The sequence below is a fragment of the Luteolibacter sp. SL250 genome, from assembly GCF_026625605.1.
Taxonomy (GTDB): domain Bacteria; phylum Verrucomicrobiota; class Verrucomicrobiia; order Verrucomicrobiales; family Akkermansiaceae; genus Luteolibacter.
The window spans coordinates 438,530-461,629 of sequence record NZ_CP113054.1 but is presented as its reverse complement, the minus strand read 5'-3'; the positions used below and the strand labels follow the sequence as shown (position 1 = coordinate 461,629).

At 63.1% G+C, this 23,100-nt stretch carries 21 protein-coding genes; 6 read left to right on the top strand and 15 right to left on the bottom strand.

Annotated elements, in window-relative coordinates:
• Positions 1 to 5: 5 nt before the first annotated feature.
• The 4 genes from OVA24_RS02095 to OVA24_RS02080 all read right to left on the bottom strand — a co-directional run bounded on the left by OVA24_RS02095 (position 6) and on the right by OVA24_RS02080 (position 2,544).
• Positions 6 to 455, bottom strand: coding sequence for a universal stress protein (locus OVA24_RS02095; RefSeq protein WP_267673037.1), 450 nt, complete (start codon positions 453 to 455; stop codon positions 6 to 8).
• A 195-nt stretch (positions 456 to 650) separates the two neighbouring features.
• Positions 651 to 1,490: a hypothetical protein gene (locus OVA24_RS02090; RefSeq protein WP_267673035.1), complete on the bottom strand. Its 840-nt coding sequence runs from the start codon at positions 1,488 to 1,490 to the stop codon at positions 651 to 653.
• Positions 1,491 to 1,627: 137 nt separating this feature from the next.
• Positions 1,628 to 1,927 carry a transcriptional regulator gene (locus OVA24_RS02085; protein WP_267673033.1) on the bottom strand — a complete coding sequence of 100 codons (300 nt, stop codon included), beginning with the start codon at positions 1,925 to 1,927 and terminating at the stop codon, positions 1,628 to 1,630.
• A complete protein-coding gene (locus OVA24_RS02080; RefSeq protein WP_267673031.1) occupies positions 1,924 to 2,544 on the bottom strand; it encodes a hypothetical protein in 621 nt (206 codons plus the stop codon). The genes OVA24_RS02085 and OVA24_RS02080 overlap by 4 nt, the downstream gene beginning before the upstream one ends.
• 131 nt (positions 2,545 to 2,675) lie before the next feature.
• Between OVA24_RS02080 and OVA24_RS02075 the strand changes: the two genes are divergently transcribed.
• The gene (locus OVA24_RS02075; RefSeq protein ID WP_267673029.1) at positions 2,676 to 3,065 is read left to right on the top strand and encodes a VOC family protein; all 390 of its coding nucleotides are present in this window, start codon (positions 2,676 to 2,678) and stop codon (positions 3,063 to 3,065) included.
• Between the two features lie 19 nt (positions 3,066 to 3,084).
• Here OVA24_RS02075 and OVA24_RS02070 read toward each other — a convergent pair whose 3' ends face one another.
• On the bottom strand, positions 3,085 to 3,648 hold the full coding sequence (locus OVA24_RS02070) for a hypothetical protein (protein ID WP_267673027.1): 564 nt from the start codon (positions 3,646 to 3,648) through the stop codon (positions 3,085 to 3,087).
• A 105-nt stretch (positions 3,649 to 3,753) separates the two neighbouring features.
• Here OVA24_RS02070 and OVA24_RS02065 point away from each other — a divergent pair, with 105 nt between their 5' ends.
• Positions 3,754 to 4,218 (top strand): NUDIX domain-containing protein, encoded by a 465-nt coding sequence (locus tag OVA24_RS02065; RefSeq protein WP_267673025.1) that lies wholly within the window; start codon positions 3,754 to 3,756, stop codon positions 4,216 to 4,218.
• Positions 4,219 to 4,610: 392 nt separating this feature from the next.
• Complete coding sequence (locus OVA24_RS02060) at positions 4,611 to 6,122, top strand: sulfatase-like hydrolase/transferase (RefSeq protein ID WP_267673023.1); 1,512 nt, start codon at positions 4,611 to 4,613, stop codon at positions 6,120 to 6,122.
• Between the two features lie 169 nt (positions 6,123 to 6,291).
• Here the strand turns inward: OVA24_RS02060 and OVA24_RS02055 are convergent, their stop codons facing one another.
• From OVA24_RS02055 to OVA24_RS02025, 7 genes are all read right to left on the bottom strand, one after another.
• Entirely contained in the window at positions 6,292 to 7,044 is a 753-nt protein-coding gene (locus tag OVA24_RS02055) for a carboxylesterase family protein (RefSeq protein ID WP_267673021.1), read from the bottom strand.
• Positions 7,045 to 7,285: 241 nt separating this feature from the next.
• A complete protein-coding gene (locus OVA24_RS02050; protein ID WP_267673019.1) occupies positions 7,286 to 8,014 on the bottom strand; it encodes a YkgJ family cysteine cluster protein in 729 nt (242 codons plus the stop codon).
• An 11-nt stretch (positions 8,015 to 8,025) separates the two neighbouring features.
• Positions 8,026 to 8,898, bottom strand: coding sequence for an alpha/beta hydrolase (locus OVA24_RS02045; RefSeq protein ID WP_267673017.1), 873 nt, complete (start codon positions 8,896 to 8,898; stop codon positions 8,026 to 8,028).
• Between the two features lie 10 nt (positions 8,899 to 8,908).
• Positions 8,909 to 10,321: a PQQ-dependent sugar dehydrogenase gene (locus tag OVA24_RS02040; protein WP_267673015.1), complete on the bottom strand. Its 1,413-nt coding sequence runs from the start codon at positions 10,319 to 10,321 to the stop codon at positions 8,909 to 8,911.
• 135 nt (positions 10,322 to 10,456) lie between these two features.
• Positions 10,457 to 12,001 carry a PDZ domain-containing protein gene (locus OVA24_RS02035; RefSeq protein WP_267673013.1) on the bottom strand — a complete coding sequence of 515 codons (1,545 nt, stop codon included), beginning with the start codon at positions 11,999 to 12,001 and terminating at the stop codon, positions 10,457 to 10,459.
• Positions 12,002 to 12,150: 149 nt separating this feature from the next.
• Positions 12,151 to 13,635, bottom strand: a complete 1,485-nt coding sequence (locus OVA24_RS02030; RefSeq protein WP_267673010.1) for a rhamnulokinase — start codon at positions 13,633 to 13,635, stop codon at positions 12,151 to 12,153.
• A 92-nt stretch (positions 13,636 to 13,727) separates the two neighbouring features.
• Positions 13,728 to 14,492, bottom strand: a complete 765-nt coding sequence (locus OVA24_RS02025; protein WP_267673008.1) for a DeoR/GlpR family DNA-binding transcription regulator — start codon at positions 14,490 to 14,492, stop codon at positions 13,728 to 13,730.
• An 80-nt stretch (positions 14,493 to 14,572) separates the two neighbouring features.
• On the opposite strand from OVA24_RS02025, the gene OVA24_RS02020 reads away from it, so the two are divergent.
• Positions 14,573 to 16,774, top strand: a complete 2,202-nt coding sequence (locus OVA24_RS02020) for a bifunctional rhamnulose-1-phosphate aldolase/short-chain dehydrogenase (protein WP_267673006.1) — start codon at positions 14,573 to 14,575, stop codon at positions 16,772 to 16,774.
• A gap of 107 nt (positions 16,775 to 16,881) precedes the next feature.
• Positions 16,882 to 17,058, top strand: a complete 177-nt coding sequence (locus OVA24_RS02015) for a hypothetical protein (RefSeq protein WP_267673005.1) — start codon at positions 16,882 to 16,884, stop codon at positions 17,056 to 17,058.
• Between the two features lie 107 nt (positions 17,059 to 17,165).
• Here OVA24_RS02015 and OVA24_RS02010 read toward each other — a convergent pair whose 3' ends face one another.
• Both OVA24_RS02010 and OVA24_RS02005 read right to left on the bottom strand, forming a co-directional pair.
• The gene (locus OVA24_RS02010) at positions 17,166 to 19,235 is read right to left on the bottom strand and encodes an FAD-dependent oxidoreductase (protein WP_267673003.1); all 2,070 of its coding nucleotides are present in this window, start codon (positions 19,233 to 19,235) and stop codon (positions 17,166 to 17,168) included.
• Positions 19,236 to 19,364: 129 nt separating this feature from the next.
• On the bottom strand, positions 19,365 to 20,189 hold the full coding sequence (locus OVA24_RS02005; RefSeq protein ID WP_267673001.1) for an alpha/beta fold hydrolase: 825 nt from the start codon (positions 20,187 to 20,189) through the stop codon (positions 19,365 to 19,367).
• 209 nt (positions 20,190 to 20,398) lie between these two features.
• On the opposite strand from OVA24_RS02005, the gene OVA24_RS02000 reads away from it, so the two are divergent.
• A complete protein-coding gene (locus OVA24_RS02000) occupies positions 20,399 to 21,391 on the top strand; it encodes a GlxA family transcriptional regulator (RefSeq protein WP_267672999.1) in 993 nt (330 codons plus the stop codon).
• Between the two features lie 86 nt (positions 21,392 to 21,477).
• Here OVA24_RS02000 and OVA24_RS01995 read toward each other — a convergent pair whose 3' ends face one another.
• On the bottom strand, positions 21,478 to 23,037 hold the full coding sequence (locus OVA24_RS01995; protein ID WP_267672976.1) for a SulP family inorganic anion transporter: 1,560 nt from the start codon (positions 23,035 to 23,037) through the stop codon (positions 21,478 to 21,480).
• Between the last annotated feature and the right edge of the window lie 63 nt (positions 23,038 to 23,100).

The window sequence follows — 23,100 nt, the reverse complement described above, 5'->3', positions numbered from 1 at the left end:
TCCCGTCATTCCTTCTCCCGGACGGGAACGATGAGCGTGGGGACGAGCGCCTTCCTCACCATTCCCTCCGCGACGCTCCCCAGCAGCAGCGACGCCACCACACCATGGCCGTGCGAACCGAGCACGACCAGATCTGCACCCGTCTGCTCCACGTAGTCGATGGTCGCGTGGAGCGGACTTCCGTCGACAAGCTGGGTGTTCACTCCGGGCAGATCGCCCAGCTCCTGGCGGAGGTCCTGGAGCTTCTTCTCCGCCCGGGTGCGCACCTGCGTGTCATAGAGCGGCATCGCGGGAAATTCCTCCGGGGTGAAGCCGTAGGCGGTGAAGGGCACCTGCGGCTCGATGATGTGGATGAGATGGAGCTGTGCGCCGAACGCCTTCGCCAGCTTCCCGGCGGTGGCGAGAACGCCCGGTGTTGCATTCGAGAAGTCCACGGCGGCGACGATCGTTTTCATGGCATCCCGACGGTAACCCGGTTGCCTGGGTAACGCAACCTGCCATGAAGCGGCAAGGTAGCGGAAGTCGTGAGACTTCCGGCTGGGGGGAAGCACCCTGAAAACCTACGCCCCTTTGCTCGTGGAATGTCCGCCGGAGACTGGAGCGGTATTGGCGGAGGGGTCAACGCCCCGCCGAAGCTCTCACGAGCTTCGCTACCCAGCCAGGGTGTCCGCCACCGCGCGGATCGTCTCGTCGAGGGCGAACGCCCCTGCGGTCAGCGCGACCCGTTCCCCGCCATCCACCCGCAGGAGGGCGGCCTCCGCGGCGGATGCGACCACCTCCGCGGTCCTGCCTTTCCTCGACACGGTTTCCGCAAGCGCCTCACACGAGGCTTCCCCGTGCTGTCCGACAATCACCACGCGGTCGCTCTGCGCCATGAGCTTTTCCAGCGCCCTCTCCCGCGCAGCCATCGCGGGGGAAAGGGTATCGAGGAACGTCACTTTCGCGTCATTATAGCGGTGCCGGAGCTGTTGGACGAGCCACGAAACCTTCCGCGGGGAAAGGGTGGTCTGGCACACCACGCCGAAGGAAGGCGAGAAGACGAGCCGGGCGGTGTCCGTGGTGTCCTCCAGGATGCGGGTGCCGGGATGGCCGGCCGCCAAACCCTTGCTCTCCGGGTCCGCATGCCTGCCGATGACCAGCGGCTGCGCGCCGTCCATCCGCAGCAGCCCCAGGGCCACCTGGGCGCGCTTCACCTGCGGGGAAGTGAGATCCACCAACCGCACCCCCGCCTTCTCCCACTCCCTCCGCCGGAGCGGAGACATGCCACAGAAGGGAACCACGATTTTCCGGAAGTGGAAGAAATCCGCTTCCTCCACATCCTCGGTGATCCCGGCATTCTCCAACCGGCGGCTGATGCCGGGGTCCGGCATGAAACGCCCGGCAACCCCGAGCCGCTCGGTCTTCGCCAGCTCCTCCAACTGCCACAGCGCGCTCCTGGCCTCGACATCCATGCCGAAGACCGGCGCCAGCCTGACCAAAGGTTCCGTCATCGTTTTCATTTTTTCTTTGTCCTACAAAGTAATTGGGTAAAAAAATGGGGCGCGGCGGTTTCGGATGCTCCGGGGTTGGACGCGCGTGCCATGATCTAACTTTGCATCACAAAGTTAGATGAGCGCAAGCGGAAAACTCACTTGCCCAGATCCAGAATCTGCTCCAGCACGCCGAGGTAGGCGACAAAGGCCTTCTTTCCCGCATCCGAAAGGGCGTAGAGCGTCTGGGGACGGCCGTCTCCGGTCAGCTTCTCACCGGAGATGAACTCGGCTTTCTCCAGGGTGCGGAGGTGGGTGATGAGGTTCCCGTCGGACATGTCCAACTGCCCCTTCAAATCCTGGAATGCCCATGGCTCCGCCCTCGAAGCCAGCAGCGTCATGATCGAGAGACGGCCTTTTTCGTGGATGGTGCGGTCGAGCTGGGAAAAATCGATCATGCTACGGATTCCTCACGGCCTTTCGTCGTGACGATCACAGCCCCATAAATCAGATGAAAGCCCCCGAACGCAATCGCCATGAGGCGGGAGCCATTGTTGATATACGAAAGGCGGGAGATGCTTTCCACGACCTGGGCCACGCCTGCCAGGCTGGTCACCCCGAAGATCACGAACGCCCAGCCCAACCACACCATCGACCGTGGGGCGAACTCGCGGATGGCGAGCAGCGCCAGGCCGTAGTGGAGGCTCCACAGGCACGCCGCCGCCGGCTCGTTCTTCGCCCTGACAAAAAGCAAACCAAGGAAGCCCCCCGCGACGATGGAGGGCAGCGCCCCGCGGATGGCCAGCTTGAGGCCGGTGTTCCAGAACGGTTTCGCGTGGGAGGAGCTGGCACGGAAGATCTGCCAAGCGTTGAACAGCAGGACCATCGCCGCTCCGAACAACCACCATCCCGCCCATGCCCAGCCCTGTTTGCCCTCCGACAGCCATGCCGCCGCCAGAGCCGCAGCTCCGCCGATGAGGGCCGTCTCCCCGGAGAGGGCGCGGAAGATCGTCGCCCGCTCCATCATCGTCCGGATCACCCGCAGTTGTTCGGCGGCTTCTTCACGCGTCGTCATGACAAGGCTTTGCCACACAAAGCCGCAAGATGGCAAGTTAGTTTGAACGCCGGAATGAAAGGCACGGCACCATTTCTTCAATTCCACGTTCGATGTTGGACGTTCGATGTTCGATGTTCCATCTTCCCCCCATGATCCGTTTCCTCCACACCCGCATCCGCGTCCGCGACCTCGACACCTCGATCGATTTCTACAAAAAACTGGGCTACGAACTGGGTGAGTTCAAGGACTCCCCGCAAGGGAACAAGCTGGCCTTCCTCAACCTGCCCGGCAACGACGTGTTCCTCGAGCTGACCTATTCCCCCGACTATACGGCGACCTGCCCGGAGGACCTGATGCACACCGCGCTGGGCGTGGAGGACATCGTGGAGTACTGCGATGGGGTCGAGAAATCCGGCATCGCGATCTGGCCGGATGGCTGGCGGGAGAAGTTCACCTCCGGTGGCCGGAAGATGGCCTTCGTGACGGATCCGGACGGCTACGAGGTGGAGATCCTGGAGCGCGGCGCGAAGGTGGTCTGAGCGCGATTTTCCGCCCCGCTCACTTCAGGGGAGCGGTGTATTGCCCGCCCTGGCCGGACTGCCACGCCTGCTTCGCGCTGTTGAAGAGGTTCGTCAGTTCCGCCTGGGTGGTGAGGCGGTATTCGATGGTCTTCGCGTGGGTGGTGTCCGGATACTTCTTGATGACCATGTTGTCCGTCTCCACCCCGGTGCGCTGGCCTGCGGCATCAAGGATGCCCTTGCCCCGTTCCATCACGGCTCCGGCGGTGCCGCCCACGCTGTTGTTCGCCCCGATGGGCGAGAGGAAATAGAACCTGGCGAGGGCCTGCCCGGTGGTATCGATGGTGACTTCATCCACCAGCAACGTCCCATCCAGCACATAGCTGTGGCGGCTGACAGAGGTGATGCGCTCGGTGGAGACGGCATACTCCCCACCGGCAAGCCGGACCTGCCAGAAGCCTTTGACCGACGACATCTCCCCGACCGGCGCGGAGGGCTTCGGCGGTTCAGGCTCATCCTTCGGCTGGAATGGCGGGGTGATCTGGGCCTCCACGGAAGCAAAGGCCGCGAGAACCGCGGTCAGGATGAGGACATGGGTTTTCATCTGTGGCAGATATGGCATGCCACCGTGGCGTTGGCCAGCCTGCGGACGGTGCTTTGGAAAAGTTAAACATTGTCACGTTTCCGGAAATTTCCCACGGTTCCACCCATGGTCCGCTACCGGTCGAACGTCGCCGCGCTGATCGTGAGGGCGGATGGTTCCTTGCTGATCTGCGAGCGCTGGACCATCCCTGGTGCGTGGCAGTTCCCTCAGGGCGGCGTGGACTCCGGCGAGTCCCTGGAGGGCGCGCTGTTCCGCGAAGTGAAGGAGGAGATCGGGATCGGGCCGAAGCATCTGCGGATCGTGAAAAAACGCAGCGGCTACCGCTATCTCTACCCGGAGCAGGTGCGGCAGAAGAAGCTCCAGAAGCACGGCAACCAGGGGCAGGAGCAGACCTACTACCTGTGTGAACTTCTGAACACCGCTCCACCGGTGAATGTGAACCAGCGTCCGCGTGAGTTCAGGGCCTACCGGTGGATCCATCCGACGGAGTTCGACCTGGAATGGCTGCCGGAGTTCAAGCGGGACGTGTACCGGCAGGTGATGCTGGATTTCTTCGACGTGGAGCTGTGACAGGCTTTGGTGCCGTGTCCGTCAGCAATCGCCACCCCCACCACCGCCGGAATCCCCATCCCAGGTTCCGCCGGACCCTCCCGTGCTGGAATATCCCTGGGCATCCGGGGTCCAACCGTCGTGCTTCCCGGGCTCCCGGGCCTCCCCGGTCAAGCGTCGCAGGATGAACACCACGAATCCGAAGAACAGGATGAAGCCGGTTGATAGGATCAATATCCATTCCATGACGTTGCAGAATTTGGCATGACGGATGATCCCGCCATCCACAGTCATGCTATCGGGATCACGCGTGATCCGCAGTTGGAAAAGGATGCGCACATTCCACATCCGGCTCCGGGGAAAGAGTGCGTGCAACCCGGGCCGTATCCCTCCACCCTTTCCGCCTTCCAACGATGAATTTCCTGAAAGCCATTTTCCTCGCCCTGTTCCTTTCCGCCACCGCTTCCGCGGCCCAGCCGAACATCGTCATCTTCCTGGTGGATGACATGGGGGTGATGGATACGTCGGTACCATTCCTGACGGATGCTTCGGGAAAACCACAGAAGTATCCGCTCAACGAATACTTCCGGACCCCGAACATGGAGCGCCTGGCAGCACGCGGCATCCGCTTCAACCAGTTCAACGCGATGAGCCTCTGCTCACCGAGCCGCATCTCGCTCATCACCGGGAAGAACGCGGCCCGCCACCGGACGACGAACTGGATCAACCAGTCCTCCGACAACGGCGGCCCGAACAGCCCGCCGGAATGGAACTGGAAGGGCCTGCGGAAGGACGATGTGACGCTGCCCGGTCTGCTGCGGACGGCCGGCTACCGCACCATCCAGGTGGGCAAGGCGCACTTCGGCCCCGGGGACTCCGCAGGCGCGGACCCGCTCAACCTGGGCTTCGACGTGAACATCGCCGGAGGCCCCATCGGCCATCCGGCGAGCTACAAGGGAACGCTGGACTTCGGCGCGAAGACGAAACAGGTGGCGAACGCCGTGAAGGGGCTGGAGAAATACCACGGCCAGGACATCTTCCTCACGGAGGCTCTCACGCTGGAAGCCAACGCGCAGGTGGAGCAGGCGGTGAAGGACAAGAAGCCGTTCTTCCTCCACCTGGGACACTACGCGGTCCACACGCCGTTCGAGTCCGACGACCGGTTCGCCGACCACTATAAGGATAGTGGAAAGCCGCCGAAGGCCCAGGCGTTCGCCACGCTGGTCGAGGGCATGGACAAGTCCCTGGGCGACCTGATGGACCATCTGGAGAAGCTGGGTGTGGCGGAGGACACGCTGATCCTGTTCCTGGGTGACAACGGATCCGACTCCCCGCTGGGTGATGCCCACAATGTGGGCAGCGCGGCCCCGCTGCGCGGCAAGAAAGGCTCCCACTACGAGGGCGGCATGCGCAGCCCGTTCATCGCGGCATGGGCGAAGCCGTCCACCGGCAACGCGAACCAGAAGAAGCTGCCCGTGAAACAAGGGGCGGTGCAGACGCAGTTCGCGGCGATCCAGGACATCTTCCCCACCCTCACCGGACTTGCCGGGGCAACCGCTCCGGACGCCTACGAGATGGACGGGCGGAAGCTCGATACCCTGCTGACAGGCGCGGCGGACGGGAGCCATCCGGATGCGTTCCTCATGCACTACCCGCACGCGCCGCACCGCAGCAACCACTTCACCACCTACCGTGAAGGGGACTGGAAGGTGGCCTATCATTATTTCCCCGACGCGGAGAACGGAAACACCCGCTACCAGCTTTTCAACCTGAAGAAAGACCCCTTCGAGCAGGAGGATCTGTCGTCATCCGATCCCACCAACCTCAGCCGGATGATGAAGGCCTTGGTCGCCGAACTGGAGGAGGAAAAGGCCCTCTATCCGGTGGATGACGCGGGTGCGCCGGTGAAGCCGGTGGTGCCGTAGAGTGTTCCCATTCTTCCGTAGCGTGACGGCTGCGCCGTTCCGGCTGGGTGGACCGTTGCGATCACCCAAGTTCCAATCCATCATGGATATCATCCCTTCCATGCGGCACCGCAGGGAAGGAGGAGAATCTTCCCAACCGTAATGGCGCAGCCAATACGCTACACTGCGCTCACTTCCGCTTATGCGAGAACAACCAGCGGATCGCCTCCGGATTGTTGTAGGTCATCGTCCAGGAGTCGTGCTTCACGCCGGGGTAGATGGTCAGCTTCGGCCTGCCGCCCGCTTTCTCCAGCGCCTCGATGAGGTCGGTGGTCGCGGTGACGGGCACGGTGGGGTCCGCATCGCCATGGAAGGTCCAGACCGGCACGTCCTTGTAGCGGGAAACGATCGACGGATCCCCGCCGCCGCAGATGGGAAGGGCGGCGGCGATTCTCTCCGGCGCACGGCCCAGCAGGTCCCAGGTACCGAAACCACCCATGGAGATGCCGGTGACATAGAAGCGCTTCGGATCGACGGGGTGGGTCTTTGAGAATTCCTCCACCAGCGCGAGCACGGCCTCCAGCCGCGGGTTCGGCTCCTTGGCCGCGACCAGCCGACGCTTCTCCGCATCGAGATCCGCCCACCACAGCTCGGCGGGACATTGGGGTGCGATAAGGAAGCAAGGCTCGTTGATCTTCTCCGCACCGGCGAGGATGGAACTGATGCCGTGCTTCAGGTGCTTCTTGTTGTCGTCACCGCGCTCACCCGCGCCATGGAGGAAAAGGACGAGCGGATAGACTTTCCCCTCCTCCACCTTTTCCGGAGAAGCGAGGCGGTATGGGATATGGATGCCGTTCGGCGCATCCCACTCCTTGGCGATGGTTTCGACGGCGAATCCGGTGGATGTGAGGGACATGGCGAGCAGGCTGTGGAGCAGGCGCATTCCCGGATGGTGGACCTTCCGTTGGTAGAAGGAAGGGGAAAGTGAAGATGCCCAGGGCACCTCATCTTGCGGCGCAGCCGCCCTAAAATCGGTAGGGCGTGGCGGCCCGCCGCGCCGTGGCTGTAAGGCAGACCTGTCGATGGGTTCATTCCACTCTCCACGTCCACAGTTCTGTCGGCTTTACAGCCACGGCGCGCCCGGCGGTCGCGACCCTACCGCTTTTTCAGGAAGTATTTCCCAATCAATCCCGCCCGAGCTGAGAAAGGAAGTAGCCCAGTTCCGCCTGCGGGTCCGCGACCTGGCGGTCATCGGGAACATCCTTTGCCGTCAGCGCGGTGATCATGGTCGTCCATCCTTCCGTCCCGGTGGTGTGCCGGTCCGTCCGGATGAGAGCTCCGGAGGGCTTCACCTTCGGCACGATGGGCACGATGTCCCCGGCAGTGGGCGACGCACAGCGGGACGCCGGGGAACTCACGAGGTATTCGCGGCAGGCCAGCGGTCTCTGCGGATGGATGCTGCAACTGTCCTCCTCCAGGAACGGGCAGGAGATCCCGAGGAAGAAATACCGCAGCCCGAGGTTCTGGCGCTTCACGCGGTCCTGCTCGGACGGCAGCCCGCCGAGGTCGGCGGCCATGCCGGCGGATTCCAGCTTCTCCGCCGCCTGCGCGATGCGGGCCTCCACCCGGCCGCGATGTCCGCCCTCCAGTCCCGGGATGACGATCTTCCTCAGATAGTCCGCCTCCGACCGGCTGATGGGAACGAGCTGCTTGCAACACGCGCCGCAGCCCGGACCGCAGGATGGGATCTTTCCCTCCGCTTCGGATTCCTTGCCGGAAGCTTCCAGCAACACCTCCCCGATGCCGAGGTAGGCGGGCACCATTTCGGAGGCCGGTGCTCCGGGTTCCGGGAGATCCCCACGGATCTCCATATCATCCTGTCCCAACCGAAGTCTGAAACTGAATGCCGCCATGACAGGTTACCTCAAAGGTGTTTGTCGAACCAATCCGCCGCCGCCTTCACGGTCTCATCCAGCCACGGCTGGCTCATCCAGAACGGATGCGGCGCGCTTTTCAGCGTGATGAGATCGGTGGCGACGCCCGCTGCGCGGAGCTTTTCCTGCATCGCCGCCCGGCCGATCTTCAGGCTGTCCTTCTCGCCCTCGATGAAAAACGTCGGCGGGCTGGCCTTGGACACATACTCGATGGGCGAGGCCTGGGCGTAGAGCGGGCGGTTTTCCGAAATGGGTCCGAAGAAAAGCACGTGTCCTTCGCTGTTCTTGTCCTTGTTCGCCTCCAGCAGGTCCATGGTCGCGGCCATCACCACACAGGCCTTGAGCTTGGTCGGCTGGTCCGGATTTCCGCCGCTGCCTTCCAGCTCCTTGACGTCCCCCGTCATCCCCATCAGCGCGCTGAGGTGGCCGCCGGCGGATCCACCCATCACGCCGATGCGGTCCGGATCGAGACGGTACTTCGCCGCGTTGGCCCGCATGAAGCGGAGGGCCGCCTTGCAGTCATGGATGGCGGCGGGATACTTCGCATCGGTTGAGAGGCGGTAGGCCACCTGGGTCACGACGTAGCCGCGCTCCGCCAGCCTCTCGGCCAGCGGCTTGTCGGGCTCGATCTGGCGTTTCTGCCAGCCGCCGCCGTGGATGAGCAAGATGGCCGGGTAGGTGTCTTCCTTCTTCGGGACATACACATTCACCAGCACGGAGAAGTCACCCGGGTGGGAACATTCCACATTCTCATGCAGGGTGATGCTCTCGGGCAGTGCGGGTTTCACGAGAACCCACTTCGGCTTGTCCTGGGCGGACAGCGGCAGCGCGGCGGCGAGGAGCAGGAGGAAGAGTCGTTTCATGGACGGCGGATCAGTTCGCGGGAACCATGCGGACGATGCTGTCAGGTCCGTTGAGCAGCACGTAGATGAAACCGTCCGGACCCTCCGCCACATCCCGCACGCGGCCGATGCCTTTGAGGACGATCTCCTGTGAGACGACCTTTTTGCCCTCCAGCCTCAGGCGGCGAACTTCCTGCGCGGCGAGGCCACCGGCGAAGAGGTCGTTCTTCCATTTCGGGAACTTCTCCCCGGTGTAGAAATCAAGGCCGCTGGCGGCGATGGACGGCACCCAGTAGATGACCGGCTGCTCCATGCCTTCCTTCTCCGTGATGCCGGTGATGGGAGTGCCATTGTAGTTCATGCCGTAGGTGATGACGGGCCAGCCGTAGTTTTTGCCGGGCTGGACGAGGTTCAGCTCGTCACCGCCGCGCGGGCCGTGCTCGGTGTTGTAGAGCGCGCCGTCACGCGGATCCATCGCCAGTCCCTGCGGGTTACGGTGGCCGTAGCTCCAGATGCCGGGGATGGCGTCCTTGTTCTTCACGAACGGATTGTCCTCCGGCACGCGGCCGTCGTCATGCAGGCGGAAGATCTTTCCGTTGGGACGGGTGACGTCCTGCGCCTCCATCATGCCGCCGCGTTCACCGACGACGAAGTAGATGTAGCCCTTGTCAAAGATGAAGCGGGTGCCGAAGTGGACGCCCGCACCGCTGCGGAACTTCGGGTCCGCGCGGTAGATCCACTCCTGGTCCGTCCAGGTGCCGTCCTTGATGCGCCCGCGCACCACGGAGGTGATCACCTTCGCCTGGTCCTTCTTGCCCTCGACCTTCTCGACCGTACCATCCGCAAAGCCGAGATAGACCCAGCCGTTCTTTTCATAGTCCGGGTGCAGGGCAACCTCCATCAGTCCGCCCTGGCCGTGGTGGATGACCTCCGGCGTGTTCTTCACCGGTTCCGGCTGCAGCTTCCCGTCCTTGTCCAGGATGCGGAGCCGTCCGGGCCGCTCGGTGACGAGCTTCCGCCCGTCCGGCAGGAAGGCGATGGCCCACGGGATCTCGAGGCCGCTGGCGACCACCGTCTCGATCTTGTAACTTTGCAGCTCCGTCTTCGTCACGGTGTCCGGAGAGGGCTTCGGGAACTGCATGCCCTGCACCGCCGCCTTCCGCTCCTGCTCCCGCAGATAGACCACCATGGAGCGGATCTGCTCGTTGGTGAGCGTCCCTTCCCACGGCGTCATGCCCAGCGGTGGATTCCCCTTCGCGATGGATTTGAAAATCTCCGCATCCGTGCCGCCGTGCTTCCAGATCCCGTCCACCAGCGAGCCGCCCTGCCCGCCCTCGAATTTCGCCCCGTGGCATCCGGAGCAGTAGTTGCCATAAATCTCCTCCACCTTCTGGCCAAAAGCCAGGGTGCCCGAAGCCGCCAGGATCATCAGCATCGCACGCATCCGGATATTCCTACCGAACCAGGCGCGGATGGCAATCCATCTCCTCATGGACCGCGCCAAACGGCGCTGACGCGAAATCACAGGCGCGACCGTGCCCAAACCGGGTTCGCGGCATTTTTTCCAAGTCCGGGAGGATCAGTCCGCTTTGATTTCCCGGATGGTCATCTCTTTCACGGTCGTGGCGAAGCCCACATTCTGGATATAGAAACCAAGATCCTCCACCGCGGGGTCGATCGGAATCCGCATGAGGGGCTTGTCGTCCAGATTGATTTCAATTTCGTCACCGAGACGGATGAGCGTGAGATTCAGCAGCCCCGCGTCGTCCGGCAATTCGGGCGGAGGAACACGGTCGCCGGGGTCACCCGGGCCGGGAGCCGGGAGCCGCTTCGCGTAAGGGGCGTTGCGCTGGAGATAGATCTTCCGTGAGCCGGGACCCGCGCTGAGTTGCACGCCTTTCTGACCGGATGCTTCGTCAACGATGGCAAACATGGCGACGGAATTGCTCCACACGTCCTTTGGTGCGGCACGGGCCGCCGCGGAAGCGTGCCGGCGATCAATGAGGGCGAATTTCAAGGTCGTATAATAGTGATCATCCGGAGGCCCGGATCTCATGAGGGAAAAGCGGATGTTCCAGATGGCGTTCCGGACGGGTTCCTTCGTCACGAAATAGGTCGTCCGGTAGTGGGCGGGCGGGACGGAAATGGAGGCCGGGAATTTTTTATAATTACCAATTCCGAAATCCTTCAAGCCTACGAAGGGATCGTCCTCCGGCGTGCGGGTGGCGGGGAAAAGGTCGTCACCCGCTTTCGCGCGGGCTTCCGCGAGAAGCGCGCCCTTGCCGTTGGGTGGTTTCGCGATCCAGCCATCGACGACGTCCCGGTTCATGTAGTCATCAAGAACGCCACGGGCGTCCATCACTTCGGCGAGATACTTGAAATCATTGTATGCCAGGCAGAGCGCGTGCAGGCCGAAGATGAAGAATCTTGGAATTTCTCCCTCCTTTTTGAACACGTCCTTCATTTGCTCCAAACCCATCTTCGCGGCAGTTGCTTCCCCGCGTTCCATCTCCAGAAGCGTCGAGTAGTAGAGGGTGAGCACATTTTCCGGCATGCCCTTGGCGGTGGCATGGTGGAGGGCCGTCTCGGCGATGTCCTGCGATCCCTGTTCCCAGGCGACGGCGGCAATGAGCATTTCGCGATCCCATGGGCCGCGTTTGATTCTCCCAAGCACATCGTTCTCCGGTCTGTAGGCATTTCCGCTGGAGTAGCCCATCCGGCCGGGACCGAAGTGAAACTCCTTGGTGACGGTACCATCAGGGGAGATGGCGACGATGTCTTTCACCGGGGCTTCCCGGCGGATGGGGATGTCATGATGCCAATAGGGTTTGCCGTTGAATGTCTTGAAAATCCACCCGGCCTTCAATCCCGCCCGGTCCGCCGGCGCGCCCTCATCCACCCTGGTGACGGCAACCCCCCACGCGGGAAACGGGGAGGTCTCGACCTTTTTGGGATCGATCCGCGATGGATCGCAAAGGTTGATGAAACGCTGATAGTCACCTTCGCCGACCTTGGCCGAGAAATGGTTTTCCTCCGCCGCGGCGGGAACCCACCCGAGGCAAGCCGAGAGGATGCAAATGCGGGCGATCCATGATCGCCCCAGGATGGGAGAGCGCTCTTTCATCGGTTCCAGTGAACGAACACAAAAAACGGTCTCCATGCAATGAAAGGTTCTCCGGTTCCTGCCCGGATCCTCTTTCATCGCAGGCAAAAAAGAACTTGTGCGCAAAGATGCCCGCACTTCCTGCCGTCACGGTGACTGTTTCGAGAGGTTCATTTCGGAGCCTTACCCATCATCACACCAAACCTGGCGTACGCCGCGTCCCATTCCTCCTTGCCGGATGGCTCGAAGGTCTTGAAGCCGAACGAACGTGAGATGAGTTCCCGACCGGCGGTGAAGTCCGGCAGGATGCCCATGCCCACCATCTGGGTGATGATGTTCCCGCAGGAGGTCGCCTCGACCGGTCCTGCCACAACCCTGATGCCGAGGGCGTTGGCGGTGGCCTGGCTGAGCGCCTCATTCTGGATGCCGCCCCCACCGGCCCGCAGGGAGGAGAACTCCCGGCCGGTGAGGCACCGGAACCGCTCGAAGACGACGCGGTATTTCAGCGCGAGGGAATCCGTGGCCACGCGCAGCACCGCGCCCTTGCTCTCCGGCACGGTCTGGCCGGTCCTGCGGCACCATTCGCGGATCTTGTCCGGCATGTGGCCTGGGCTGGCGAAGACGATGTCGTCCGGATCGATGAACGCGGTGAAAGGCTCCGCTTTTTCCGCCAGCTCCGCCATTTCCGCGTAGCCGAGGCTCTCACCGTCCAGCGCCCACTGCCGCTTGCATTCCTGGATGAGCCACAGCCCGGCGATGTTCTTCAGGGAATGGATGTCCCCGCCGACGCCGAAGTCATTGCAGAAGCCGTAGCCGAGCGCCTTGCCGCTGGTGATGGCGGTGTCCGACTCGATGCCCATGATGGACCAGGTGCCGGAGGAAAGCCACAGGTCCTCCCGGCCCATCGGGATGCCCGTGACGGCGGCCGCCGTGTCATGGCAGGCGGTGGCCACTACGGGAATGCCCGTAGCTCCGATGAAGGCGGCCACTTCCTCCCGGACGGGGCCGAGCACGGTGCCCGGCTCCACCAGCGGGCCGAAAAGCTGCTCCGGCAGGTCCAGCGCGCGGATCACCGGCCAGGCCCAGTCGCCCGTGGCGGGGTCGATGAGCTGGGAAGTGGAGGCCACCGTCTTTTCACAAGCCTTCACCCCGGTGAGCCAGTAGGCCAGCAGGTCCGGCACGAACAGGATGCGGTCCGCATGCAGCAGGCCCGGGCTGTTTCTGCGCCGCTCCGCCAGCAGGTGCAGGGAGGTGTTGTAGAAGTTCGTCTTGATACCCGTGTGGGCGAAGATTTCCTCCTCCGGCATCAACCCGTGCATCACCTCCGCCATGCCCTCGAAGCGGGCATCCCGGTACTGGTGCGGCATTCCCACCAGCTCTCCGTCCGCGTCGATGAGGCCGAAGTCGCAGCCCCAGGTGTCGATGCCGATGGAGACGATCCGGTCGCCGTATTTCTCCACCGCGCGGCGCAGACCCTCGAGGATGTCCCGGTAAAGGCCGACGATGTTCCAATACGAGCCGGAAGGGAGTTCCGTGCCCGGATTGTCGAAACGGTGCACGTCCTCCAGCACGAGCTTCGAGAGGTCCGTGCGGGCGGCGATCACCCGGCCGCTGCCAGCTCCGAGATCAACGGCGATGAAGACTTTTTCAGACATGGGATTGATGATGGGAAAGTGGAGCGCGGACTTCAGTCCGCATCAATCATGAGGTGGAGCCTTTCCAGAGGCGGACTGAAGTCCGCGCTCCATTACTTTCCGAAGTGCAGTTCGTAGGGAGGCGTGATGAGATGCTTCTTCGCGTAGGACCTGCCGCCCTTGTCCGTGATCATCGCGTGCAGTTCCTCCGGCTTCGCGAAAAAGTGGTCGGTGGGAGCGCCGAGCTTGGTGGAGTCGATCAGGGCGCAGGACCACTGCGCGTGTTCCAGCATGGCCCTCTTGAAGCGCGCTTGGTCCGGGTTCGGCTCGCCGATGCCCAGCTTCGGGTCGAATCCACCACCGGAGAAAAAGAAGCGGTCGATGCGCAGCATCCGCAGGGCGGCCTCCGTCAGCATGCCGGAAAATCTCCGCCCGCGGCGTTCGTAGGTGCCGCCCAACTCGATCAGCTCGATGGCTTCCCGTGTGGCAAGACGTTCGACCACCGCGATGGAATAGGTCACCACCCGCAGCGGCACCCCGTCCGGGAGCTGCGACGCGAATTCCAGCGCCGTGGTGCTGGCGTCCAACAGCAGCGTCTCCCCTTCCTTCACCAAAGTCGCAGCCTCCCGGCCGATGGAGAGCTTTTCCTCAAGCTGCCGCGACTCCCGCTCCGAAAGCGACAGCTCCCCCAGCGCCACGGTGGAGTCCATGGCTCCGCCATGGGTGCGGCGCAGATGACCCACACGGGCGAGGAAGTCCAGATCCCGGCGGATCGTTTCCTCCGTGACCTCGAAGTCCCCGGCCAGCTCGGTGGTCCTCACCGTCCCGTTCTTGCGGGCGATTTCGAGGATGCGGCGTTGTCTTTCGGCGGCGAGCATGTGGGAATTTGTGGGAATTTGCTTGATTTCCTTCGTTTTGCGGGCCAATCCCGCTCACGTCAATACGAAACCAAACCGCCATGTCCAAACCCGAAAACTTCAAGCACGTCTCCTATTCGTGGGATGACGCTCACGCCGCCACCCTCGATCCCGTCGGCCGCCTGGTGTACCGCTCGAACATTCTGGGTGCGGACCAGCGCATCACCAACACCGGCGGTGGCAACACCTCCTCGAAACTCATCGAGAAGGACCCGCTCACCGGTGGCGACGTGGAAGTGCTGTGGGTGAAGGGTTCCGGCGGCGACCTGCGCACCTCGAAGCGCGAGAATTTCTCCTCCCTCTACCAGGACAAGCTCATCGGCCTGCAGGGACCATATGCCGCCCGCGCGGACAAGGGCCTGAAGTCCCCGGCGGAGGACGAAATGGTCGGCATGTATTCCCACACGACCTTCAACCTCAACCCGCGCCCGTCCTCGATCGACACGCCGCTGCACTCCTTCCTCAGCGGCAAGCATGTCGACCACATGCACCCGAACGCGATCATCTCCATCGCCGCGTCGAAGAACTGCCAGCAGCTCACCAAGGAGATCTTCAGCGGCGAGATGGACTACGTGCCATGGATGCGCCCGGGCTTCGAGCTGGGCCTCGCGATGCAGGAGATCGAAAAGGCCAACCCCGGCGTGAAGGCGATCATGATGGGCCAGCACGGCTTCATCTCCTGGGATGATGACGAGAAGGTCTGCTACATCCGTACGCTGGAGTTCATCGAAAAGGCGGCGCAATACATCGAAGACAAGTACCAGGCGAAGGGCGGCGACGCGAAAGCCTTCGGCGGTCAGAAATACCAGACGCTGCCCGAGGCGGAGCGACGCGCCGCCTTCGCGAAGATCCTGCCATGGCTGCGCGGCCAGGTTTCCCAGCAGAAGCGCTTCATCGGCACCATCCAGGACGACGACAAGATCCTGCGCTTCGTGAACTCCGCGGACGCACCGCGCCTCGCAGAGCTGGGCACGTCCTGCCCGGACCATTTCCTGCGCACCAAGATCAAGCCGCTCTACGTGGACTGGAACCCGCAGACGGAAGATGCCGCCGCCCTCAAGAGCAAGCTCGCCGCCGGCCTGGAGCAGTACCGCAAGGACTACGCGACCTATTACAACAACTGCAAGCACAGCAACAGCCCCGCCCAGCGCGACCCGAACCCGACCGTGGTGCTGATCCCGGGTCTGGGCATGATCGCCTGGGGCAAGGACAAGTCCGAGTCCCGCGTGACCGCGGAGTTCTACAACTGCGCGGTGGAAGTGATGCGCGGTGCGGAGGCGATCGACGAATACATCGCCCTGCCGCAGCAGGAGGCCTTCGACATCGAATACTGGCTGCTTGAGGAAGCGAAGCTCCAGCGCATGCCCGCCGAGAAGGAGCTGGCCCGCCAGGTCATCATCGTGATCGGCGCCGGTTCCGGCATCGGCAAGGAAACCGCCCACCGCCTGGTGAAGGAAGGCGCGCACATCGTCTGCGTGGACCTCAATGAGGATGCGGCGAAGGCGACCGCGAAGGAGATCACCGACAAGTATGGCCTCGGCATCGGCGTGGCGGGCAGCGGTGTTTCCGACTGCGGCCCGGCCATCGGCCTGGCGGCGAACATCACGGACCGCGCCAGCATCCGCGCGATGCTGGACCAGGTGGCCCTCGCCTACGGTGGGTTCGACCACATCGCGGTGACCGCGGGCATCTTCGTGCCGAGCGACACCACCGGTCACATCCCGGATGACAAGTGGGCGCTCACCTTCAACATCAACGTCACCGGTTCCTACTTCGTCGCCGACGAAGCCGCGAAGACCTGGAAGGAGCAAGGCCTCAAGGGCAACCTGGTCCTCACCACCTCCGCCAACGCCGCGGTGGCGAAAAAAGGCTCCCTCGCCTACGACACCTCGAAGGCCGCCGCCAACCACCTCGTCCGCGAGCTGGCGATCGAGCTGTCCCCGCTGGTGCGCGTCAACGGCGTGGCTCCCGCGACCGTGGTCCAGGGTTCCGCCATGTTCCCGCGCGACCGCGTCATCGGCTCGCTCGCGAAATACGACATCTCCTACACGGATGACGAGGCGACCGAGTCACTGGTCAGCAAGCTGGCCCAGTTCTACGCGGACCGCACACTGACCAAGGCACCGATCACCCCGGCCGACCAGGCGGAGGCTTACTTCCTGCTCATCACGAACCGCCTGAGCAAGACGACCGGCCAGGTCATCACCGTCGATGGCGGCCTCCACGAGGCGTTCCTGCGCTGATCCAGCTTACATTTCTGTCAACCAGACGGGCGTCCTCCAACGGGGACGCCCGTTTTCATTGCAACTTGGCCCTGTTCATTTTCCCGTCCGCCGGTTAGATTCGGATCGTGGAAAAGGTCTTCGCCAAAAGAAGCCTCAAGGATTTCCGGGATCGGGAGAATCCTTGGAAAAATCGCAGCCCTCTTGAACGGTTGCAGGCCATGGCGGTGATCTGCCAAACCCACGGGCAAAATGGATCAGCTCAATCAGGATTTCCTCGAGTTTATAAAATTACTCGTAAGTGAGGGTGTCGATTGAAGCTCTGAGCCCATCCCGGAGATTTGTTCGGCAAAAGCAGCAGCGACGGCTTCAGTCAGTCATGTGTGCGGATGCCCGAACCTTCCATCAATAGTCATTTCGCGGAATGAGCGGTCGGCAACGCGGCGAGGATCGTCCGGCACGCCTCCCCACGGGTAATGGCTGGCGCCTCCGACGGAGCAAGCAAGGGTGCGCGGTCGCCGCGGTCGGACTGGTTGGTGCGGCCCTTGAACCACCCGATGAGGGCGGATAGCTCGGCTTCCGTCACCGGCTGGTCGGGTTTGAACTCACCGATGTTGTTCTTCTGACGGAAGCCGCTGTGCTGTTTGGCATCATAGCCACCTTCCTTCGGCCACAGGGCGTCAATGCCGAAAACCGGCATCGCCCCGTTGTCGAACAGAGTCTCGATTTCCCGGAACGCCGGATGGGTGTGCGGGACATCCGTGAAGTGGACGTTGCTCACGCTCGTCCATAGCCCGAAGGCGCGGAAGATGAAGCGGGCGGCCTCCGCGCGGGTGAGCGGTTCGTCCGGACGGAAGCAGCGGTCGGCATTGCCATCGACCACGCCCTTCGCGCTCAGCAACTGGATCTCCGCGAACGCGGGGTGGGTGCCCTCCACGTCCCAATAAAAGGCGATCTTGAGCTTCTGCCCGACCATCTCCTTCTGCAGTTCCTCCAGCGGCAGCATGCGTGGCGGCGTCCCTTTCTTCACGCTCATGGCGGCGGCGATGCCCGCGGACTGACCGAGGGACATCCACGTGGGGTCCATACGGATGGACGAAAAGGCGACATGGGTGGCGGAGAGCGCCACGGGGACCAGCAAGCCCTCGGTCTTCTGCGGCAGCAGCGATCCATACGGCACCTGGAAAGCAATCGAGGCATTCACCAGATAGAAGTCCCCCTCCCCCTTGTCCGGGGTGGTCAGGTCGCTCTTCGGTCGGACGGGCTTCGAGTCGATGGGATACTCCCCGATGCCGATGCTGTTCTTCCTCAGCGGCGGGATCAGCCCGTTGCCGTTGATGAAAGGATTGATGTCCGCCTCCGTCATCAGGTCGTCCCCCTCGATCCGGCGGGACTCGCGGATGTAGATGCGGTAGGGCACGTTGCCGTTGTCCTTGAACTCGTCATCCGGCAGCCCGAGGTGCCTGAAGCCGCGCTCATGCTGGAGGTAGTAGAGGAAACCGAGCGCGTTGTTACGGTAGGTCTCGTAGATTTTCCGCCGTCCCGCCCGGTCGGACTCCGCCCAGTTCCAGTTGATGAGCTGCAGCTCGCTGCCGATGGGGTTGGTGTTCATCTCGGACTTGCCATGCGGCACGCCCGGCGTCCCCCGGTAGGCGGAGTGGATGTACTTTTCCTTCGCGTAGCCGGGCGGCGGTTCGGTCATCACATGCGCCTCCCCCGCTTCCTTCGGGTAGTTCTTGATGCAGAGGCGGAGGCCGGACGAAACCATCGCCTCATCCCCTTCCCCGGTGCTGCCGGGGAGGAATTCGCCCGTGTGGTTGAAGAAGTGCACTTTCCCGGCATGCGGCTCCAGCGCGGACCGCGCCTCCCGGCCTTTACGGAACGGGGCACCCGCGGAGGCGGCGACATCCGCCTCATGCGTCGCATCCACCACCACCTTCGCGGTGAACAGGATCGGCTCGCCGGCATCCGTTTCCGTGGCAACACCCGTGATGCGGTTGCCTTCCATGACCGCCTTCGTGGCGAAGCGCTTGTAGAAGATCTTCAGGTTGGGAAGTTCCGCCGCCTTCCTCTTCAGGATGGCGTCCGCCACATGCGGTTCCCATCTGCCCCCACGCAGGGATTCGTGCGCGGCGAACGACCTGCCGTTGATGTGCGGTGGCATGCCGTTGCCCAGCTTGAAGAACGGATCCTTCCCGAACAGCGGCTCATAGTGCTTCCTGACTTCCTCCCGGAATTCCTCGAACAAGCCGCACTGCGATTCATACGAATAGCTGTCGATGTTCGAGATGCCGTTCGAGATCATGCCGCCGAGGACCGGCGTGTCCTCGACCAGCGCGACGCTCACCCCCAGCCGGGCCGCGCCGATGGCCGCACCAATCCCCCCCGAACTGCCACCCACCACCACCACATCATACGATTGTGTTTCGGCAGCCAAAGGCATGGCGGCGGCAAGCAAGGTGAGTATGATGGAATATCTCATGATGGGATAATGGGATTGATGACAGTTACAAAATCCATTTTCCCACATCAATCCGTCATTCATCTCACCGTCGCCAGAAAGGCCGAGCACTCCACACGGAGGGCCCGGCCTTAATCCGGACTCGGTATCTCAGGAACGGACGAACTCCAGCAGGTCCTGGTTCAGCTCGTCCTTCGCGGTGTCACCCAGGCTGTGGGAACCACCGGGATAGATCTTGAGCGTGGCATCCGGGACCAGCTTGGAGGAAAGCAGCGCGGAGCCTGCGATGGGCACGATCTGATCGTCATCGCCGTGGATGATGAGGGTCGGCACGTCGAACTTCTTCAGGTCCTCCGTGAAATCGGTCTCCGAGAATGCCTTGATGCAGTCGTAGGCATTCTTGTGGCCGGACATCATGCCCTGGGTCCACCAGGACCGGATGAGCCCCTCCGAAACCTTCGCGCCCGGACGGTTGAAGTTGAAGAACGGCCCGCTGGCCACATCCAGGAAGAACTGGGCGCGATCCGCGAGGTAGGCGGTGCGGAAACCGTCGAACACTTCCAGCGGGATGCCGCCCGGGTTGTTTGGGCTTTGCACCATGATGGGTGGCACCGCACCCATCAGCACCGCTTTCTTCACCCGGGAAGTGCCGTGGCGGCCGATGTAGCGGGCGACCTCCCCGCCGCCGGTGGAATGGCCGACCATCACGGCGTCCTTCACATCGAGGTGTTCGAACAGCTCGGCAAGGTCATCCGCGTAGTGGTCCATGTCGTTGCCGTCCCATGGCTGGCTGGAGCGTCCGTGGCCGCGGCGGTCATGGGCGATGACCCGGAAGCCGTTCGAGGCGAGGAAGAACATCTGCGCCTCCCAGGCGTCCGCAGTGAGCGGCCAGCCGTGGCTGAAGGTGACGATGGGTCCGGTGCCCCAGTCCTTGTAATAGATCTCGGTGCCGTCGCTGGTGGTGAATCTGCTCATGGTCGTATATGGTTGGTCGTTGGTGGATTCGTTTCAGCCGTGCGGTGTGTCCGCTTGCTGATATGCACATACCTTATCCCGGATAGGTCGCGGCGTTAACGACAAGGAGCCGACGATTCCTGCCAACCTGCGATGGCACGATTTGCCGGACCGGCGGGAGATTTGATTGAAGGAAAGGAACGGATCGTGCAGCCATACAGGTCGCTGCCATGAACCCCGTCACCGGAAACCGCCGCATCGTGATCCTGCTTTATCCGAAGGTCCGCGAGCTGGATGTCGCCGGAGTGGTGGATGTCTTCAGCTCGGCGAACCAGTTGCTGCCGGAGGAGCGCCGCTACCAGATCGACTACATCTCGACGGAAGCGGAGGAACAGCTCGAGGGCATGCATGGCATGCACATCCGCAGCGGCATGCACTACTCTCTGATGAAGGGGAAGGTGGACACGCTGCTGGTTCCGGGCGGACTGGGAGTCGGCGCGAGCAGGGCGACGACGCCGCTGCTGAAGTGGCTGAAGCGGCAGGCGAAGGATAGCCGCAGGATCGGTTCCGTCTGTGTGGGTGCGTTCCTGCTGGCGGAGGCCGGGCTGCTCAACGGCAGGCGCGCGACGACCCACTGGGCGTATGCGCGGCAGCTCGCGGAGGAGTTCCCCGAGATCAAGGTGGAGCCGGACCCGATCTGGGTGAAGGACGGCATCTTCTACAGTTCCGCCGGCGCGACCTCCGGCATCGACCTGAGCCTGGCCATGGTCGAGGAGGACCATGGGCGGAAGGTGGCGCTGGAGGTGGCGCGGCAGCTCGTCGTCTTTCTCTGCAGGCCGGGAAACCAAGCGCAGTTCAGCATTTCCCTGCAGGAGCAGATGACGGAGCACCGTCCACTACGGGACCTGCAGATCTGGATGCTGGAGCATCTTTCCGCGGACCTTTCCATCCCGGCGCTCGCCGCGCGGGCGGCGATGAGCGAACGGAATTTCCAGCGCGTGTTCACCCGGGAGATCGGCAAATCCCCGGCACAGTATGTGGAGGAGATCCGGATCGAGGCGGTTAGGCGGAAGCTGGAACGCAGCACCCACGGCATGAAGGAAATCGCGGCGGCGTGTGGCTTCAGTTGTGCCGACGTCATGGGCCGGTCGTTCATGCGCCAGTTGAAAATCACCCCGGCGGAGTACCGGGCGCGGTTCCATTCATCGGGGATATCCGCGTGAGCACTGGGAGCGCCGGTCCTCAGACCGGCTCTTCCTGCATTCGCTGTATCTGCCAAGCCGGTCTGGAGACCGGCGCTCCCAGCGGCTTAAGCTTTGCCCGCAATGCGCGCGACGAGGTACTCCAGATCATCCTCCGCGACGGAGATCTCCATCAGACCCTGCGCGTCCGCGAGCATGCGCCGGCAGTCCGGGGAAAGGTGGCGCACCTCCAGCGTCTTGCCGATCTTCCGGTAGCGTTCCGCCAGCGCGCGGATGGCCTCCAGCGCGGACATGTCACAAACGCGCGCCTGGTGGAAGTCCACCACCACCCGCGCGGGGTCCGCGGCAGGCTTGAACCGCTCTGCGAAGTCCCGCACGGAGCCGAAGTAGAGCAGACCCTCGAGCTGATAGATGCGTTCTCCGTCGGTGTCCTTCACGACCGACAGCCTGACGTGCTTCGCGCTTTTCCAGGCGAAGACCAGGGCGGACAGCACCACGCCGCTGATGACCGCGATGGCGAGGTCCTGCCAGACGGTGATGCCGGTCACCGCGGCAATGACGAGGATGTCGCTCAACGGCACCTTGCCGATGGTCCGGAAGGTGGACCACTCGAACGTGGCGATGACCACCACGAACATCACGCCGGTGAGCGCGGCGATGGGGATGCGGTCGATGAGCGGTGAGGCGAACAGGATGAAGACCAGCAGCGCCAGCGCGGCGAAGACGCCGGACATGCGGCCACGCCCGCCGGACCCGATATTGATGAGGCTTTCACCCACCAGCGCGCAGCCACCCATGCCGCGGAAGAAGCCTGTGATGATGTTCGCCGCGCCGAGCGAGAGCGCCTCGCGGTTTCCCTTGCCGCGTGTTTCCGTGATCTCGTCGATGAGCTGCAATGTCATCAGCGTCTCGATGAGTCCCACCAGCGCGAGGATGAAGGCATAGGGCAGGACGAAGGCGAAGGTGTGCCATGTCCAGGGCACCTTCGGGAGGTGCGGCGTGGGGAAGGCGCCTTTCACGCTGGAAAGGTCACCGACGGTCTGGGTGGAAATGCCGAACGCAGCGACCAGACTGACCACGATGATGGCCACCAGCGACGACGGCACTTTCTTCGTGAACCGGGGCAGCACATAGACGATGGCCATGGTCAGCGCGACCAGCCCGCACATGACCAGCAGCGGCGCGCCCTGCAGCCAGTCTCCCACCACCGCGCCGTCACGCTCACGGAACATCTTGAGCTGGGACAGAAACACGACGATGGCGAGGCCGTTCACGAAACCCATCATCACCGGATGCGGCACCAGCCGGATCAGGCGGCCCAGCTTCAGCGCGCCGATGATGACCTGGATCACGCCCATCAGCACGACGGCCAGCAGGAGATACTCGAATCCCGCGCCCTCACCGCCACGGCGGTTGCCCTCCGCCACCAGCGCGACCATCACCACGGCAAGCGATCCCGCCGCGGAGGAAATCATCCCCGGCCTGCCACCGGTGGCCGCCGTGATGAGGCAGATGAGAAACGCGGCGTAGAGGCCGGAGATGGGTGGCACACCGGCGACAAAGGCGAAGGCGATGGAGCCGGGGACAAGCGCGAACGCGGTGGTAAGGCCGGCCAGCGCGTCGTCCTTCCACGTGCCGCGCTTCTTCTGGAACAAATTGGAAAACATGATTCTTCGGTAAAATGGGAGAGTGGCGGACGCATGTCCGCGGAAACAAGGAGACCGGACCAA